This is a genomic window from Sphingomonas sp. OK281, assembly GCF_900115295.1.
Taxonomy (GTDB): Bacteria; Pseudomonadota; Alphaproteobacteria; order Sphingomonadales; family Sphingomonadaceae; genus Sphingomonas.
Genome location: NZ_FOVZ01000004.1, coordinates 354,229 through 372,166, shown reverse-complemented (window position 1 = coordinate 372,166; position 17,938 = coordinate 354,229). Strand labels below are relative to the sequence as shown.

The following is a 17,938-nucleotide window of genomic DNA, read 5'->3' as shown; positions in this document are numbered from 1 at the left end:
CGCGGCGCGCTGCATGTTCAAGGAGCGACGAGTTCGGCCCTCGTCTGCCTGCGTCCGCTCACGATCCGCGCGATCGGTTGCTCGATCAAGCGCCATGACAGCCAGCCGATTGCAAAGCACGTAACACACGCCAGCAGAGCCATTGCCACCAGCGCGGGCATGCCGTGCGTCACGATCGAGGCCGTCGCAGACGCGAACGCACCGAGAATGAAGCTGTGCGTGAGATACATGCTGTACGACGCGTTGCCGAACGCACACGAGAACCTGGAGAATGAGGTCGACCGGCTGGAGGGCGTCGGCACCAGGAGAACCGTGGCGCCAAGCGCGGCCGCGGTCGCTGCCATGGCGAGCGCCGTCGAGACCGTGGTGGAGATCATTCCCGAACGATCGCCGGGGACGAACGCCGCCGCAGCCAGCGCCGTAAACGCGATCGCGGCGATGAGCGGTACGGGCAGGACGGGCAAACGGTTGCCAAGGCGATGGCGCACGAGTGCAATGACGATCCCGATCGCGAAATAGGCCATGATCGGGCGGGTGAAGACATAGGCGACGACCGACAGGCCGATTCTCGTGGGGGGCGCGTCGATCCCGGTCCCGGCGATGACGAGCAGGCACAGCAGGGCGAGCACGGCGTACGCCCCACGTCGGGCACCGAGCGCGAGTCCTGCGGCGAACAGAAGGTAGAAGAACATCTCGTAATGGAGCGTCCAGCCGAGACCGTAGATCGGCTGGATCAGTCCGTTGGCGCCGCGGTGAGGGATGAAGGCGAAGGACAGCAGGAATTCGGTCGCCGAGGGCAGGCGGAAGCTCGTTCCGGAGCCGGCGCCGAACCGATGTGCGATCCAGCCGAACAGGACGATCAACAGGGTCATCAGATAATATAGCGGCGCGACGCGGAGGTAGCGGTTGCGCAGGAACGAACGACCGGTCGGTGGGCGTCGGCCATCGCGCAACGAGATATGGACCATGATGAATCCGCTGATCGCGAAGAACGTCGCGACGCCGACCTGCCCGAGCACGCTGGTGAAGTCCGGCAGGGTGTTCGGGATCGCCCCCCGCCGGAGATAGCGTTCGAGCAGGTGTTCGACCACGACGCCAGATGCGGCGATCCCGCGCAGGAACTGGAGGGGGGCGATCTGATCACGGTCGAGTTCGGGTTCGCGCGGCCGTAAACGCGACAAAAACGAGCGGGCCAGCAGCGGGCGAGCCGTCACGACAGGCGAAGCATGACGATCGTCGCGTTCAAGGCGAACCCCAATGCGACGCTCTTGATCAGCTCGCGCGGCGTGACCGGAAGATTGGCGTTGATGATCGCCGCGACCAGCGAGGTGGACGCCGCGAACAGCAGCAGCGACCACCAACTCGGCCAGGTCGCATCGCGAACATGCGCCCAGTCGGTGATGAGTGGCAGCAGCACCATCAGGAAATGCCCGAAACAGGCGGCGAGCCAGTGCGACAGGAACCTCGGCAGGTTCTCGCCGAGTTCGAGATGCGGATCACCGCTCACGTACGGCCCCCTTCTCGTCCTGCTCGGCATGCGACACCAGCGTGCCGATCAAGACTTCGTAATAGGCAGCCGAATGCGGCTCGATCTCGTCGGCATCCGGATCGGCGGCTCGTCTTTCACCGGCCGCCGCACGCGCGGCGCGGATCTGCCACTCGGCCATGTCGCGCCATGTCGCGACGTCGCGCGCGGCGATCGCCTGCTGCGCCATGCCGATCAGGATGACGAACGCGCCCAGGACCGCGACCGCTACCGCCAGATAATAGCCGTGCGCCCAGATCGCCCGCAGCCAGAAACCATAGATGACCGTGACGAACACGACGATCAACGCGACGAGACAGGCCGAATCGATCAGCCGACCGATCCGTCGGGGCCATCGCGATTGGTTGAGGCCAGTTTGAACGGGGTCGGACACGCACGCAATCCTGTCAGAGATGATCCGGATCGGCAACCGACCGGACCGTTCTCGACGACTGCGCCCGTATCGATCCTGCCGATCGCCGTCGAAGCCGCCCCATGTCCATGACGAGCCATGCACATGCGTGTCACGAGAACGAGCCGCGCACGATACGCGGCATTCGCGTGCCAACATGCTGGGTTCAGCGTCCGAACGCCAGCCGCTGTGATCCTGCAAGCCTCGCAATTCCTTCCAATAATACCGTTGTTCGATCAGCCGGCGATGATCGCGGCGTCGGCATCTCCAGCCAGCAGCAGATGGAGCAGGCCGGGTGCGGGGCGGGCGATCGCATGGATGCCCAGAGCCTCGAGTGCGGGTGTAGACGCGCGGTCGACGTCCTTCAGGCGGATGCGCAGGCGCGTGCCGTGCTGGCTCGCGGTCTCCACATTGTCGGTGCCGCCAAGCGCGGCGACCGTTGCGGGAGTCAGCCGGACGTCCATCTTTGCGGTTGGGCCCGGCTCCACCGATTGCAAAACCGGGCTTGCCGAGTCGGTCGGTGCCGCGATCGCGTCCCGGATCTCGACGGCGACCGAATCCGCAATCGGTCCGAGCACGATCTGGAGCGCGTTGGCGGACGGGCGGATCAAGCCACGCGCGCCGAGCGCCTTCAGTCGGGCTTCGTCGATACGCTTCTGGTCGACGACGATCAGCCGTAGCCGAGTCGTGCAGGCGCCGACGCTGGTGAGGTTGGACGCGCCACCGAGCGCCTCCGCAAACGCGGCGCCGCGTTCGCTCTTGGCAACGATTGCCGCAGCGACCGGCGCGTCGCGCTCGCGGCCCGGCGTGGGGAGGTCGAGGCGTTCGATGACGGTGCGGAATAGCACGTAGTAGATCGCTGCATAGGCGAGGCCGACGGGGAGCAGCAGCAACGGCTTGGTCGCCTTGCCGTAGTTCAGCACGTAGTCGAACAGCCCGGCCGAGAAGCCGAATCCGAGCTTTACGCCCAGCGCGTTCATCAGCGCCATCGATACGCCGGTGAGTACTGCATGGATCGCATAGAGCACGGGTGCGAGGAACATGAAGCTGAACTCGATCGGCTCGGTCACGCCGGTCAGCGCCGAGGTGAGCGCGAGGCTGAGCAGCATGCCGCCGACCGCTTTGCGGCGTTCGGGCAGCGCGGCGTGGTACATCGCGAGGCAGGCGGCGGGCAGGCCAAACATCATAACCGGGAAGAACCCGGCCATGAAGGCGCCGGCGTTGGGATCGCCTGCGAAAAAGCGCCGCAGATCGCCCGTCGTGCCGTGATAGTCACCGGCGACGAACCAGACGATGTTGTTGAGCAGGTGATGCAGCCCGGTGACGAGCAGCAGGCGGTTGAGCAACCCGAACGCGAACAGGCCGAACCCGCCGGCGCCGCTGATCCCGTAGCTCAGGCCGTCGATGCCCGTGCTCAGCGCGCCGAAGCCGAGGCCGACGATGATGCCGAGTACGAGGCCCGCGACGCCGCTGACGATCGGCACGAACCGGCGTCCACCGAAGAAGGCGAGGTATTCGGGCAACGCGATGGCGGAGAAGCGGTTGTAGAAACTGCCGCCGATCAGCCCCGAGAGGATGCCGATCGGGACGTCGAGCCGGGCGATCGCCTTGGCTTTCCAGGCGGCGGTGGCGAGTGCGATCGTGTCGCCGGTCAGTCCCTTGAGTGCGTCGGCGGGGACGGTCATGAGCGCCTGTGCGCCCTGCGTCGTCACGAGGTAGCAGACCACGCCCGCAAGACACGCGGCGCCGTTGCCGTCGCGCGCGAAACCGGTGGCGACGCCAATCGCGAACAATAGGCCGAGGTGCGAGAAGATCGCGTCGCCGGCGGCGCTGAGCACCGCGATGTCGAGCATGTCGGGTTGGCCGAGGCGCAGCAGAAGGCCGGCGACGGGGAGCACGGCGATGGGCAGCATCAGCGCGCGGCCGAGCGGCTGGAGAGCTTCGAGCACGGACTTCATGGGCGGAACTCCCGGGCGAGCGTTCGCACGTCCGCGGCTGAGATACAGTTCATAGCGGCTGCGGCATGCGCGCGGCAGGCGTCGATCGTGAGCGTGGCAACCAGCGCCTTGATTTCGGGCACGAGCGCGGGCGCGGACGAGAGTTCGGTGACGCCGAGCCCGATCAGAATCGGTACCGCGAGCGGGTCGGACGCGAGGCCCCCACACACGCCGGTCCATTTGCCGTGGACCGCGCCGCCCTCGCAGGTCCGCGCGATCAGGCGGAGCACCGCGGGGTGAAGCCCGTCGAGATCGCTCGCGACCGCCGGATTGCCGCGGTCCATCGCGAGCGCGTATTGCGTCAGGTCGTTGGTGCCGATCGAGAGGAAATCGGCTTCGCTGGCGAGCAGGTCGGCGGTGACTGCGGCGGCGGGCGTCTCGATCATGATGCCGAGCGCGATCGGATCGGTGTGGCCGGTCGCGGCGGCTGCGGCGTCGAGCGCGGCGCGTACGGCACGCAACTCGGCGAGGCTCGCGATCATCGGGACCATGATGCGGCACTGGCCGGCGGGGCGGACCGCGAGAATCGCGCGCAGCTGCGCGTCCAGCATCTCGGGATGCGCGAGCCCGACGCGGATGCCGCGCAACCCGAGTGCGGGATTTTCTTCCGCTGCAATCGGCAAATAGGGCGCGGGCTTGTCGCCGCCGATGTCGAGCAGGCGGACGATCAACGGGCGACCGTCGAGCGTGTCGGCGATGCGCTGGTAATCGGCGGTCTGTTCCTCGACGCTGGGCGCGCTGTCGCGTTCGAGGAACAAAAATTCGGTGCGGAGGAGGCCACAGCCTTCGGCGCCGTTGCGGACCGCGGCTTCGGCGTCGTCGGCCGAGCCGAGATTGGCGAAGGCTTCGATCCGGACGCCGTCCTGCGTGCGGCATTCCTGCGCGGCGTTGGCGAGCGCGGCGCGGCGGCGTTCGGTCTGCGCGTCGAACGCGGTTTGTGCGGTCGCCTGCGTTTCGGCGTCCGGTGCGACGTGGAGCAAGCCTGCGCCGGCGTCGAGGATCAGTGGCGTGCCCGCGGCGATCTCGGCGAGGGCGGGGCCGACGGCGACCAGGGCGGGCAGGCCCATCGTCGCGGCGAGGATCGCGACGTGCGAGGTCGGCCCGCCGCGCTCGACGCAGAAGCCGACGATGGACGCGGTGTCGAGGCCGAGCAGATGCGAGGGGAGCAGGTCGTCGGCGAGCAGGATCGTGCCGGGCGGGAAGCTCAGGCGTTCGTCGAGGTCTTCGCCGGCGAGCGCGCGGAGCACTTGGCGTTCGAGATCGAGCATGTCGTCGGCGCGCTCGGCGAGGCGCGAATCGCCGGTAGCATGGAGTGCGGCGGCCTGCGTGCGGATCGCGGCGCGCCAGGCGTAGGCGGCACTGTCGCCTTGGGCGATCGCGGCGTGCGCGGCGTCGGTCAGCGTCGGGTCGTCGAGCAGTGCTGCATGTGCGGACAGGATCGCGCGTTCGGCACCGGTCGCGGTGGCCGATTTGTTGGAGAGGCGGGCCGCGACCAAGCCAAGCGCGGCGTCAAGCGCGGCGCGTTCGGCGGTTGCGCCTGCACCTTCGCGGGTCACGGTGATCTCGGCGAGGCGGAAGAGTCCTGCCTGGCCGATCGCGATGCCGGGGGACGCGGTTACGCCGGGCAGGCGGCCGTCGGCGGGGAGCGTCGCGACTCGCGTTTGAGCAGCTGCTTGTTCCCCCGCGGAGGCGGGGGCCCAGGACCCAGCAGCGCCATCGTTCTTGGCTCCTGGGCCCCCGCCTTCGCGGGGGAACTCCGATGTAGCTGCGGGAGCGGGGGCCTTCTCGCCCATGCCACTAAGGATCAGGTCGCCGATCGCGGCGAGCGCGTCGGCGGCGTCTGGGCCGGTGGCGGCGAGCGTGATCTCGTCGCCGAGCTTCACGCCGATCGCCATCAGCGCGACCAGGCTGCGGACGTTGCCCTCTCGCTCATCCTTGATGATCTTCACGTCGGACACGAATTTGCGCGCGATCTCGCCGATCCGGGCCGCCGGCCGCGCGTGGATGCCATGGACCAGCGGCACGACGATCGTGCGGCAGATCGTGTCACCCTCGACCACCGCCACGTCGGCGGCGTCGCGGGGTTCGAGCGTCATGATCACCTCGCCGACACCGACGAGCTTGCCGGTCTCGCGGCCGACGATGGTAAAGCGCTCGGGGTTGGTGACGATCACCGGCGTGATGACCGCGCGCGCCTCGCAGACCAGCAGGTCGAGGTCGAAGCGGATCAGCGGATCGAGGCGTTGCACAGTGGCGCCCTCGGTCACGCACGGCGTGAACCCGCGTCCGCCGAGCGCCACGGTGTCGAGCCCGATATGCATCAGGATCTCGGCGCCCTCGGGCGTGCGCAGCGTGATCGCGTGGCTGCTGGCATGGACGCTGAGCACGACGGCGTCGCACGGCGCGTGGAGGCAGTCGCCGGTCGGATCGACGGCGATCCCGTCGCCCATCATCCGTTCGGCGAAGACCGGGTCGGGGACCGCCTCGAGTGGCGATGCCCAGCCCTGGAGGGGCGACGTCAGGACGATAGGCTTCATGGCGTTATGTCCTGCCCGCGATCAGTTGGCCGCCGATCCAGGTGCCCGCGGGCCTCAGGTCGGCGGTGAGCACGACCCAGTCGGCGCGCAGTCCGGGCGCGAGCGCACCGCGTTCGTGCGACAGGCCGAGGAAGGCGGCGGGATTGGTCGCCGCCATCGCCGCCGCGGCAGGCACGTCGGCCTGCGTGCGCGCGACGAAGTTGCGGACCGCGCCGGCCATGTCGAGATCGGAGCCGGCGAGCGTCCCGTCCTCGCCGAAGCACTTGCCGTCCTCGACATGGATCAGCCGTCCTTGCAGGCGGAAATCCTTGTCGACCGCACCGACCGACGGCATCGCGTCGCTGACCAGCATCAGCCGGTCGTTCGGACGTGCGTTGCGCGCGAGTCGAAGCGCGGCGTCGTGGACGTGGAGACCGTCGGCGATCAGCCCGCAATAGACGCTACGATCATCTAGTGCGGCGCCGACCACGCCGGGCGCGCGGTGCAGCAGTGGCGACATCGCGTTGAACAGATGCGTGATGCCGCTGAGGCCCGCGCCGACCGCTTCGATAATCGTTTCATAGTCCGCATCGGTGTGACCCGCGCTGACGATCACGCCGCCGGCGACCAGCCGCGCGATCGAGGCCGCATCGGTCAGCTCGGGGGCGAGCGTCACCATCACGCGGCCCTTGCGCGGCCGGACCAGCAATTCGATCATCGCATCGTCGAGCAGCCGGAATTTGGCGGGATCGTGGATGCCCTTGCGCGACGGGTTGATCCACGGGCCTTCGATATGCGCACCGACCACGCCGGGCACGCCCCTCTCGATCGCGGCGTCCATCGCGTCGAGCGTCGCCTCGATGACGTCGGGCGTATCGCTGATCAGCGTCGGCATGAACGCCGTCGTGCCGTAGGGCGCGTGCGCAGCGCCGATCGCGGCGATGCCCTCGACGGTCGGCTGGTCGTTGAGCAGCACGCCGCCGCCGCCATTGACCTGCGTGTCGATAAAGCCGGGCAGGAGCCAGCCGCCGCCGAGGTCGATGGCCTCCGACGCGATACGCTCGAGCGGGGTTATCAAGGCGATCCGGTCACCGACGACGCGGATCGTCGCGCCGTTCAGCAGACCGTCGCGGGTGACCACGATGCCGTTGACGACATGAAACTGGGAATCGCTCATACCGTCTTCGTCACCTTGCTCAGGTGCAGCGGTGCGTCGGGATTGAGCCCACGACGCAGCGAGAGAGCATTGGCCATGCGGTAGAAGCTCTGGATCATAAGGATCGGCTCGATCGCCGGATGTGCGGTGTAGGCGGCGGGGGCGGTGTCGCCGTTCGCCTTCGCATCGGCGAGGCATACGCGGGCGCCGCGTGCGGCAAACTCGGCTGCGGCGTCGCGCACGCCGTCGCCGGCGGTGTCGGAGGTGGCGAACGCGATCACCGGAAAGCCGTCATTGACGATCGCCATCGGCCCGTGGCGGACTTCGGCGGCGCTGAACGCCTCGGCATGAAGCGCGCAGGTTTCCTTGAGCTTCAACGCCGCTTCCTGCGCGATGCCGTAGCCATAGCCGCGACCGATCACGAACAGGTTGTTGGCGTCGGCAAGCGCGTCGACCACCGACGTCCAGTTCGCGCCGAACGCGAGCGTCAGCATGTCGGGGAGCGTGTCGATCGCCTCGGCAAGCGCGTCATTCTGCGACCAGGCCGCCGTCAGTGCCGCGAACGCCGCGAGTGCGCAGATATAGGATTTCGTGGCCGCGACCGAGCGCTCCGGCCCAGCCTTCAGCGCGATCATCGTGTCGGCCATCTCGGCGAGCGGCGAGGTCTCGTCGTTGACGAACGCGACGACATGCGCGCCAGCCGCCTGATACGCCGACACGGTAGAAAGCAGATCGGGGCTCCGGCCGCTCTGAGACACCGCGATCACCAGCGCGGTGCCCGGCGCCATCGGTGCGGCATAGACCGACGATACCGACGGCGCGGCGGAGGCGACCGGTACGCCGAGCAGCGTCTCGATCAGGTATTTGCCATAAGTCGCGGCATGATCCGACGATCCGCGCGCGCACGTCACGACGACCGCGGGCGGTGCGGCGCGCAGGCGCTCACCGAGTGCGGTCAGCGCCTCGCCGTTGGCGGCGAGGAGCCGCGCTACTGCGTCGGCGGCTTCGGCGGCTTCGCGGTACATCAGCGTCGGCGACGCCCCAGTGGTCGCGGTATCGATAGTCTCGGTCACGGTAAGCCCCCCGGCCGGCGCCCGTGCGCCGACGTCAGATATCGTTGAGTTCGGCGACGAGATCGTACGCGTCGCCACGGTAATAGGATTGGGTGAATTCGGCGGCCCGCCCGTCGCGCAGGAAGCCGCGGCGTTCGATGAACAGGCCAGCATGGCCCGCATCGACGCCGAGCATCTTGGCATGCTCCGGGCTGAAATGGACCGCGCGCAGGCGTTGCAGCGCGCGGACAGGACGGTTGCCCGCCGCCTCGAGCGCTTCGTACAAGGAGTCCTGGACGGCATCGATCGTCGGCAGGCAGTATCCCGCGATCGTCGAGTATTCGAGCGCCATCGGCGTATCGTCGGCGTAGCGGATGCGCTGGAACCGGTACACCGCCGAGCCCGGCGACAGGCCGAGCGACAGCGACTCTTCAGGCGTCACCATGCCGATCGTACGGCTGACCCATGCGCTGCTAGGCGTGCGGCCGCGCGACTGCATGTCCTCCGAAAAGGACGACAGCTTCGAGAAGCTCTTTTCGACACGCGTGGCGACAAACGTGCCCGCGCCGCGACGACGGGTCAGAAGCCCCTCTTCGACCAGGCCGCCGATCGCTTTCCGGACGGTGATGCGCGACACGTCGTATTCGATGGCGAGATCACGTTCGGCCGGTAGCGCGTCGTCCTTCGCCAGCACATTGCGGTTGATGGCGTCGCGGATCAGCTGCTGGAGCTGGACGTACAAGGGCGCGGGATTGCCTTCCCGGAACCTGCCAATGCTCGTTGAAAAGGACATGAACGCGACTTTCGATGGTGCCGGTACGGAAATGCACGCGATCCGAACCGGCAGCGAGTGATGGGATACGTTATGTATTGGTATTGTTCAAGCGGATTGCCGATCGAACTGGTCGAGAACGGTCTTGAGGGCATGGACTCGGCCGGCGTCGGTAACCCGGCGATCGGGGGCGGCGAAACCGAATTCGCGCTCCCGTGCGTCGCCGCCGACCTGGTCGATCGCGCACGCCACGGTGCCGCAGGACGCGTGGAGCTCGCGTAGACCGACCCGGAGAAAGTCGGGCGCGTTGTTCGCGTCGATGCCGCTGCCGGCCATGACGACGATGCGCCCGGCTGCGCGATCGTGGAGCGCTGCGAGCACCGGCAATCCTTCCGCGGCTTTCGGTTTGCCGCCCGATGTCAGCACGCGGTCGAAGCCGAGTGCGATCGCGGTATCCAGTGCCGTGGGCAGGTCCGGGCAGAGATCGAAAGCCCGGTGCAGGGTCAACGCTATCGGTAGCTGCCGTGCGACGCCAAGAGTGCGGGCATGTTCGACAAGACGGGCGAGCAGGGTCGTATCGAGGGTGCCGTCGGCCGCGGACGCACCGATCACGACGCCTGCAAGCCCTGCCTCGGCGGCGGCGGTAATATCGTCGGCGATCATCGCCGCCTCGCGTGCCGTATATCGGAAGCCGCCCTCGCGCGGCCGGATGAGCATATGGACCGGGACCGGTGCCGTTCGCGCTGCGGCCATGAGCGACGGTGCCGGCGTCAGCCCGCCCAAGGCCAGGGCGGAACAGAGTTCGAGACGGTCCGCACCACCAGAGATCGCCGCGTCGACGCCTGCGATATCGTCTACGCAGATCTCCAAGGTCATTCGACTGCTTTCGATTGGTCGTAATTATATTTCGTGTGGCGGATCGAATTACCGGGTTCAATGGGAAAACGGCGATCGTCGGGCAAGAAATGGTACCGGTGCGCCACGGTCCCTTGACGCCGAAGTTTCATGGGTTTTGGTGCAATGCTCTCACTAGAGCGTTGTATTTGCTATCTAATTCGCCGTGTCCGCCCAGGCGATGGCGCTCTTCGTGAAATACTAATTTCCGATGGATTCCCAGTCTGGATTGGTTATAAATACTCACTACCAAGCCTGTAAAAATACCACCAAACTAATACCAAAGGCTTGGCGCCCTTCACATGGATACGCTCCACGTCGAGGGACTGACGCTGCCGTGTGTCGACGGGTAGGGGGCTCTGACAGTGAATTCTCGGGCAAACACTCTGCGACTGCGACCTCACGGGCGCATCGGGCACGCGCGCCTTTCCTCGTTTGACGGAAGCACGACAGCACGCATGATATCGGAATATGTCACGACAGCGTTGCGGTGGATCGGGCACGCAAGTGTGGCGCTTGCCGCGTCTGTGATAATGCTGATCGCGTCGCCTGCCGTAGCGGAGCATCTCGACCTCGATGCGGGGTGGAGCTTCTGGCTCGCAAAGGATGCGCTGGCCGACCCGGCGTGGCTGAAGGCCGATCCGCCGGGCGCGGAGAGCGTCGCCGTTCCGCATAGCTGGCCGTTGTCGCGCGGCGCAGGCTCCGAGGGCGTCGGCTGGTACGCGCGGACGCTCGTGGTGCCCGAGGCGATCGTCGGAAAGCATCTCGAGCTGCATTTCGACGCTGTGTTCTACGCGGCGCGGGTCTGGGTGAACGGGACGCTCGTCGGGACTCATGAGGGCGGGCATACCGCGTTCGATATCGACGTTTCGCGGGTGTTGAAGCCGGGCGCGAACCGGATCGTGGTGTCCGCCGACGACCGGCCGGGGTTCGCGACGATTCCGGGCTATGCGATGCGCCTCGCCGGCTCGGGGAACGTCTGGTACGATTGGTGGCACAGCGGCGGGATCACGCGCGACGTGTCGCTGCGGATCGCCGAGGGCGGGCTGATCCGGCGCCAGCGTATCCGGCAGGTTCTGCGGGCCGAAAGCGCCACGATCACGAGCGGTATCGCGATCGAGAATATCGATGCCAAGCCGCATACTTACGCGCTGACGACGATCGCGATCGATCCGGGTGGCCGCGAGGTCGCGCGCGCTTCCAGGGGCGTGACGGTTGCGGCGTCATCGGCGGCGACGCCCGTCGCTGAGCTGACGATCGCGAAGCCGCAACTGTGGCAGATCGGCGCGGGGAAGCTCTACCGGATCGTCGCCGAAATGCGCGACGAGAAGGGCGTGGTGCTCGACCGGCGCGAGGACACCGTCGGGCTGCGCACGCTCGCGCTCCGTGACCGGAAACTCTACGTCAACGGTGTCGCGGTGCGGCTGACCGGGGTGACGCGGCACGAGGATTCGCCGTGGGAAGGTGCCGCCGAAACGCGCGGCACGATCCTCCACGACATGCGCGATCTGAACGCGCTGCACGTGACGCTGACGCGGCCGGTACATTATCCGCAGCCGCAGAGCGTATTCGACGCCGCCGATCGCGCGGGGATGTTGCTGATCCCCGAAATCCCGATCTGGCAGATGACTGCGGCACAGCTGGGCGATCCCCGGCTGCTGGTGCGTGCCAAGGCGATGATGGCCGAGATGATCGCGGAGAGCGGCAATCATCCGAGCGTGCTCGCGTGGAGCGTCATGAACGAGAGCGAGGCTGCGACGCCGCAGGGGCTCGCGTTCGTCAAGGCGATGAAGGCGTATATCAACGCGATCGATCCGGGCCGGTTCGTGACGTTTGCGGATTCGCAGATCGCGGAGCGTGCCGTACGCGTGCCCGCCCTGGTCGAGGCGGACTTCGTGATGGCCAACGCCTATTTCGGGACCTGGAGCGGCGCCGCGGACAAAGTCGGGCCGTGGCTCGACGCGTTCGACAAGGCGTATCCCGACCGGATGCTGGTGATCTCCGAATTCGGCTGGCCGGGACCGTTCTCGCACGATTCTGCGAGCGCAGACGTCGCGCGTACCGAAAACCTGAAGGACCAGCTCGCGGCGTTCGCGACCCGGCCCTGGGTCGGCGGCGCGATCTTCTGGAGCTATGCCGATTACCGCTCGAACAAGAACCTCTTCGCGGGGCTCGCGGACGGCTATGTCGATCACGGGCTGGTCGATGCCGATCGCCAGCGTCGCCCGAGCTATTTCGCATGGGAGGCGGCTAACCGCGCGGTCTCCGCGACGGTCGACCTGACGATGGCGGGGGAGGTCCCGACCGGCTTCACCGCCACCATCGCCGGCGCCGCGAAAGACGCGTTGCCGTCCTATCCGCTGATCGGTGCACGCCTTCACTGGCGCGCGATGGGCGGCGACCGCGTGCTGCTCGGCGAGGGCGAGGCGGCGCTGCCGGTCATTGCACCGGGTGCTACGGCGAAGGTTTCCGCGTCGTGGCCCGGTCGTCTGTCGCCGGTCACGGTGACGGTCGACATCTTGACCGCGGAGGGCGCGCGGGCTGGCGGCGTCGTCCGCGTCTATGAACCGCTCAAGGCGGGGTCGGCCGCCTATCCGCCAGATCCTGCGCAATTGCCGAAGGCTCCTTCATGATCCGTTTCCGCCCGCTCGCACTTGCGCTGCTGATGACGTCCACCGCCGTGCTGGCCGAGGAGCCGAAGCTGATCCCGATGCCGGCATCGATCGAGACGCGGGCGGGAACGCTGACGATCGCCGATGGTGCGGGGATCGTCGCCGGGGATGCGGGCGCGAAAATCGCGGCGCGGTTGCTGGTGCAGCAGGTGAAGGTGGTTCGCGGGCTGACGCTTGCAGGTGACGCGCGCGCTGGGCCGATCCGGTTCGTGCGGGATGCAGGCGTTGCGGGGGACGAAGCGTATGTGCTGACCGTCGCCACGACCGGCGTGACGATCGCGGCGAGCGGCGATGCGGGGCTCGTCCACGGCGCGATGACGCTGGCGCAGTTGCTCAGCCCGGATACGGCGGTCGGCAAGCCGGTCACGCTGGCGGCGATGACGATCCGCGATGCACCGCGCTTCAAATGGCGGGGCCTGCTGATCGATCCGGCGCGGCATTTCGTGCCGATTCCGGCGCTGTACGCGATGGTCGACCAGCTCGCCGCGCAGAAGATGAACGTGCTGCATCTCCACCTGACCGACGATCAGGGCTGGCGGATGGAGATCAAGCGCTATCCCGACCTTACGCGCATCGGCGCGTGGCGGACGCCGCCGTCGAGCGGTGGTGCGCCGGGGCCGAAAGTGGGCGGTTTCTACACGCAGGCCGAGCTGAAGGCGCTGGTCGCCTATGCCAAGGACCGCGCGATCACGGTGGTCCCGGAGATCGATCTACCGGGCCATGCGCAGGCGGCGGTCGCGTCGTATCCGGCGGAGGTCGGCGTGCTCGGCGATCGTCCCGCCGTCAGCCACGACTGGGGCGTGAACCCGTGGCTGTTTAGCCCGGAGGATCGCAGCATGACCTTCATCAAGCATGTCCTCGACGAACTGATGGACGTGTTCCCGTCGCAGTTCATCCATCTCGGCGGTGACGAGGCGGTGAAGGATCAGTGGGAGCGGTCGCCCGCGGTGCAGGCCAAGATGAAGGCGCTCGGGCTGAAGACCGAGATGCAGATGCAGAGCTGGATGATCGACCAGCTCGGCGAGTATCTGGCCAAGCACGGCCGACGCCTGATCGGCTGGGACGAGATCCTGGAGGGCGGTCTGCCGCCGTCGGCGTCGGTGATGTCGTGGCGTGGCGAGAAGGGTGCGGTCGAGGCCGCGAACCAGGGCCATGACGTCGTGCTCAGCCCTGCGCCGACGCTGTATCTCGACAGCCTGCAGAGCAATCGGAGCGACGAGCCGGCGGGGCGGATCTCGGGCGGCGATGCGATCGTCACGCTCGCCGATCTCTATAAGTACGAACCCGAGCCGAAGGGGCTTGCGGCCGACAAGGCGCAGCATGTGCTGGGCGCGCAGATCAACGCGTTCAGCGAATATTTCGTGACGCCCGAACAGCTGCAGCACGCGACGTTCCCGCGATTGTCGGCACTGGCCGAACGGACATGGTCGCCGAAGACCACGCAGGATTATGCGAACTTCGTCGCGCGGCTGGAGCCGCAGATGGGGCGGTATGCGCGCGCAGGGATCGCGGCGGCGGACAGCGCGTTCGCGGTCGATTTCGCGGTGCAGGGCACGCGCGGCGATGCGCTCCGGGCGCGCAAGGTGCCGGTCACGCTGGCGACGCAGGCGGGCTATGGTACGATCCGCTACACGCTCGATGGCAAGGAACCGACCGCGCGGTCGAAGGCCTATGCGTCGCCGCTGTCGCTCAAGCCGGGTGTCGTCGTTCGCGCCGCCGCCTTCACCAGCGACGGGCGCCCGACCGCGGTACCGCGACTGTTCGAGACGAGCCGTGCCGCGCTGTTGCGTCGGTCGAATTCGGAGATGGTCGCGTGTCCGGGCGGCTCGCTCAACCTGCGCGTACCGCTGACCGCGGAGGCGACCGCGCTGGCGCCGGTGTACAACATCAATATCTTCGACGGGTGCACGATGTATCCGGCCGCGCCGCTCGACGTGGCACGCGGCTTCAGCGTCGATGTCGCGCGGCTCGCCCGGCATTACGGGCTGGCGCACGATGCGAGCAAGCTGGTGCCGCAGTATGCGGTGACCACATACGGCGAACTCGTCGTGCGCGCGGGCGGCTGCAAGGGGACGATCGTCGCGACCTTCCCGCTGCCCGACCCGGCGACGAGCCCCAACCGCATGGCGTTCAGTGGCAAGCTTCCCGAGGGGAAGGGTGACGCCGACCTTTGCCTGCAATTTACCCAGTCGCTCGAGTCGCCGATCTACGCGGTCGAATCGATGCAGCTGACGGAGACGAACTGATGCGTTGGGCTGCACTTCTCCTGCTCGCGAGCGCCGCGACCCCCGCGCTGGCCGCACCGCGCACGAGCGTCGTGCTCGACAAGGGCTGGTCGATGCGGATCGATCCCGCTGATACCGCAGCGGCCAAGGCGCATCCGAAGGCGGCACGCTGGCTGCGCGCGACCGTGCCGGGCAGCGCGCAGACCGACCTGATGGCGGCGAAGATCGTCCCCGATCCGTACAAGGGCCTGAACGAGGCGAAGATCCAGTGGGTTGGTCTGACCGACTGGCAATATCACACCGTCGTGCGCGCGACGCCCGAACTGCTGGCGCGCGATCATATCGACCTGGTGTTCGACGGCTTGGATACCTTCGCCGAGGTGCGGCTGAACGGGACCAAGCTGCTCGCGGCGGACAATGCTCATCGGCGCTGGCGCGTGCCGGTCAAGGCTGTGCTGAAGCCGGGTGCGAACGAGTTGCTCGTCACGTTCCGATCGCCGATCCGGACGTTGCAGCCGATTGTGCTGAGGGCGAAGAACCCGCTGCCGGGCGAATATGATTCGATCTATGGCGACGAGCCGATGGGCAAGCAGACCTCGCCCTATATCCGCAAGCCGAAATACCAGTATGGCTGGGACTGGGGCCCGCGGATCGTCACGCAGGGCATTTGGCGCCCGGCGCGGATCGAGGCGTGGGACGACGCGCGGATCGAGGCGTTTCGGGTTACGCAGGAAGGGCTGACCAAGTCCGAAGCGCGGCTTTCGGCCGAACTCGACGTGGTGGCGGGCCAGGAGCGGCCGGTTACTGTGCAGGTCGCGGTCACGGGGCCAGACGGTCGCGTGACGCAGGCGGCGCGGACCGTCACCGTCGCCGCGGGCGCGAGCCACGTTGCGGTGCCGGTGAGCGTCGCCAACCCGCAGCGCTGGTTCCCCGCGGGCTATGGTGCGCAGCGGCTTTACACCGTGAAGGCGACGCTGACCGACGGAACCACGACGATCGACACCGCGCAGCGCCGCACCGGCCTGCGCACCGTCGAACTGCGGCGCGACAAGGACGCGCAGGGGCGGGGCTTCGCGTTCGTCGTCAACGGCATCCCGGTGTTCGCCAAGGGCGCGAACCTGATCCCGTTCGACATGTTCCCGGCGCGCGTTCCCGAGAGCCAGATCCGCACCGTCATGGCCGGCGCGCGCGATGCCAACATGAACATGATCCGCGTGTGGGGTGGCGGCTATTATCTCGACGACGCGTTCTACGACCTTGCCGATCAGATGGGCCTGATGGTGTGGCAGGACTTCATGTTCGGCGGCGCCGTCACGCCGCCCGACCGCGATTTCCGCGAGACCGTCCGCATCGAGGCGGAGGAACAGGTCGACCGGCTCCAGGCGCATCCCTCGATCGTGCTGTGGTCGGGCAATAACGAAGTGCTCAGCGGCTGGGCCAACTGGTCCGACCGGATCGCCTACAAGAAGGCGGTCGGCGCGGACGAGCAGGAGCGGATCGGCGTCGGCATGGCGGTGATCTTCGACCGCGTGCTGCGCGATGCCGCCGAACGCCGCGATCCCGACGCGGTCTATTGGCCGGGTTCGCCGAGCAGCAATTACGAGGACAAGCCCGACATCGATGGCGATGGCGACCGGCATTACTGGGACGTGTGGGGCGGCAAGAAGCCGGTCGAGGCGTATCTCGACAGCTGCCCGCGGTTCATGTCCGAATACGGCCTGCAATCGATGCCCGAGATGAAGACGATCCGGACGTTTGCGACCGGCGCCGACTTCTCGCCGACCTCGCCGGTGATGAAGGCGCACCAGAAGTTCCTCAAGGGCGAGGGCAACGACCGGCTGCTGTTCTACATCCGCGAGAAATATCGCGAGCCGCGCGACTTCGCCGAGTTCGTGTATCTGAGCCAGGTGATGCAGGCCGAGGGGATCGAACTCGCCGCGCTGCACCACCGCGCGTGCCGGCCGGTGACGATGGGGTCGCTGTTCTGGCAGATCAACGACGTCTGGCCGGGCGCGTCATGGGCCAGCATCGATTATTACGGCCGTTGGAAGGCGCTGCAATTCCGCGCTCGGCATTTCTATGCGCCGCTCGCGATTGCCGCCGAGCATAAGGACGGCGCGACCAAGGTAAGCCTGATCTCCGACGCGACGGTGCCGACCGAGGCGAAGTGGCGCGTGCGAACGCTCGATGTCGACGGCAAGGTCGTCGCGACGCGCGAGGAGGCTGCGACGTTGGCGCCCTTGTCCGCGACGGCGGTGGCGACGCTGCCCGATGCGGCGCTGTTCGCGGGTGGTGATCCGGCGCGGACGATTGCGGTGGCTGAGTTGCTGGTGGACGACCGCGTGACGTCGCGCGTGCTGGTGTCGGCGGCGCCCAAGACGATGACGCTACCCGATCCGGAACTCGCCGCGACGTGGGACGGCGATCGACTGACGCTGACCGCCACCAAGCTGGCGCGCGCAGTGTGGCTCGATTTTGGCAAGGTCGAGGCGACGCCATCGGACAATGCGTTCGATCTGTTGCCGGGGGAGAGTGTTACGGTGACTGTTGCTTCGAAGGCGTCGGCTGCGGCGCTGCGGCGTGCGCTGTCGATCCGCACTCTGGCCGGTGTCGCGGCGGTGAAGTCGTGATGCGCGACTACGCCACCCCGCCGTCATCCCAGCGAATGCTGGGATCCAGAGTTACGGACACCGCCGCTCGTGGCTCTGGATCCTGGG

The 17,938-nt window shown here is 67.5% G+C and carries 12 protein-coding genes; 3 read left to right on the top strand and 9 right to left on the bottom strand.

Translation table 11 applies throughout. From position 1 onward, the window contains the following. Positions 1-17: 17 nt before the first annotated feature. From BM244_RS15940 to BM244_RS15905, 9 genes are all read right to left on the bottom strand, one after another. Positions 18-1,214, bottom strand: a complete 1,197-nt coding sequence (locus BM244_RS15940; RefSeq protein ID WP_175518231.1) for an acyltransferase family protein — start codon at positions 1,212-1,214, stop codon at positions 18-20. Further along, complete coding sequence (locus BM244_RS23150) at positions 1,211-1,507, bottom strand: hypothetical protein (RefSeq protein WP_175518230.1); 297 nt, start codon at positions 1,505-1,507, stop codon at positions 1,211-1,213. The genes BM244_RS15940 and BM244_RS23150 overlap by 4 nt, the downstream gene beginning before the upstream one ends. Further along, positions 1,497-1,919, bottom strand: coding sequence for a hypothetical protein (locus BM244_RS15935; protein ID WP_139226947.1), 423 nt, complete (start codon positions 1,917-1,919; stop codon positions 1,497-1,499). Before BM244_RS15935 ends, BM244_RS23150 begins: the two co-directional genes overlap by 11 nt. A gap of 254 nt (positions 1,920-2,173) precedes the next feature. Next, the gene (gene nagE, locus BM244_RS15930; protein WP_093399890.1) at positions 2,174-3,895 is read right to left on the bottom strand and encodes an N-acetylglucosamine-specific PTS transporter subunit IIBC; all 1,722 of its coding nucleotides are present in this window, start codon (positions 3,893-3,895) and stop codon (positions 2,174-2,176) included. After that, the gene (gene ptsP, locus BM244_RS15925) at positions 3,892-6,471 is read right to left on the bottom strand and encodes a phosphoenolpyruvate--protein phosphotransferase (RefSeq protein ID WP_093399889.1); all 2,580 of its coding nucleotides are present in this window, start codon (positions 6,469-6,471) and stop codon (positions 3,892-3,894) included. The genes nagE and ptsP overlap by 4 nt, the downstream gene beginning before the upstream one ends. 4 nt (positions 6,472-6,475) lie before the next feature. Then, entirely contained in the window at positions 6,476-7,627 is a 1,152-nt protein-coding gene (gene nagA / locus BM244_RS15920) for an N-acetylglucosamine-6-phosphate deacetylase (RefSeq protein ID WP_093399888.1), read from the bottom strand. Then, entirely contained in the window at positions 7,624-8,631 is a 1,008-nt protein-coding gene (locus BM244_RS15915; RefSeq protein ID WP_093399887.1) for an SIS domain-containing protein, read from the bottom strand. The genes nagA and BM244_RS15915 overlap by 4 nt, the downstream gene beginning before the upstream one ends. An 82-nt stretch (positions 8,632-8,713) precedes the next feature. Next, positions 8,714-9,451 carry a GntR family transcriptional regulator gene (locus tag BM244_RS15910; protein ID WP_093399886.1) on the bottom strand — a complete coding sequence of 246 codons (738 nt, stop codon included), beginning with the start codon at positions 9,449-9,451 and terminating at the stop codon, positions 8,714-8,716. A gap of 87 nt (positions 9,452-9,538) precedes the next feature. Further along, positions 9,539-10,306: a copper homeostasis protein CutC gene (locus tag BM244_RS15905; protein ID WP_093399885.1), complete on the bottom strand. Its 768-nt coding sequence runs from the start codon at positions 10,304-10,306 to the stop codon at positions 9,539-9,541. Positions 10,307-10,782: 476 nt separating this feature from the next. Here BM244_RS15905 and BM244_RS15900 point away from each other — a divergent pair, with 476 nt between their 5' ends. From BM244_RS15900 to BM244_RS15890, 3 genes are read left to right on the top strand one after another with little or no spacing between them, the layout of a single operon-like run. After that, a complete protein-coding gene (locus BM244_RS15900; RefSeq protein ID WP_093399884.1) occupies positions 10,783-12,957 on the top strand; it encodes a glycoside hydrolase family 2 protein in 2,175 nt (724 codons plus the stop codon). Beyond that, positions 12,954-15,242 carry a beta-N-acetylhexosaminidase gene (locus BM244_RS15895; protein ID WP_093399883.1) on the top strand — a complete coding sequence of 763 codons (2,289 nt, stop codon included), beginning with the start codon at positions 12,954-12,956 and terminating at the stop codon, positions 15,240-15,242. Before BM244_RS15900 ends, BM244_RS15895 begins: the two co-directional genes overlap by 4 nt. Next, complete coding sequence (locus BM244_RS15890; RefSeq protein ID WP_093399882.1) at positions 15,242-17,851, top strand: beta-mannosidase; 2,610 nt, start codon at positions 15,242-15,244, stop codon at positions 17,849-17,851. The genes BM244_RS15895 and BM244_RS15890 overlap by 1 nt, the downstream gene beginning before the upstream one ends. Positions 17,852-17,938: the final 87 nt, after the last annotated feature.

Coding starts and splice junctions, on each gene's coding strand:
- nagE (WP_093399890.1), bottom strand. CDS start 3,895: ATGAAGTCCGTGCTCGAAGCTCTCCAGCCGCTCGGCCGCGCGCTGATG.
- ptsP (WP_093399889.1), bottom strand. CDS start 6,471: ATGAAGCCTATCGTCCTGACGTCGCCCCTCCAGGGCTGGGCATCGCCA.
- nagA (WP_093399888.1), bottom strand. CDS start 7,627: ATGAGCGATTCCCAGTTTCATGTCGTCAACGGCATCGTGGTCACCCGC.
- BM244_RS15915 (WP_093399887.1), bottom strand. CDS start 8,631: ATGTACCGCGAAGCCGCCGAAGCCGCCGACGCAGTAGCGCGGCTCCTC.
- BM244_RS15910 (WP_093399886.1), bottom strand. CDS start 9,451: ATGTCCTTTTCAACGAGCATTGGCAGGTTCCGGGAAGGCAATCCCGCG.
- BM244_RS15905 (WP_093399885.1), bottom strand. CDS start 10,306: ATGACCTTGGAGATCTGCGTAGACGATATCGCAGGCGTCGACGCGGCG.
- BM244_RS15900 (WP_093399884.1), top strand. CDS start 10,783: ATGATATCGGAATATGTCACGACAGCGTTGCGGTGGATCGGGCACGCA.
- BM244_RS15895 (WP_093399883.1), top strand. CDS start 12,954: ATGATCCGTTTCCGCCCGCTCGCACTTGCGCTGCTGATGACGTCCACC.
- BM244_RS15890 (WP_093399882.1), top strand. CDS start 15,242: ATGCGTTGGGCTGCACTTCTCCTGCTCGCGAGCGCCGCGACCCCCGCG.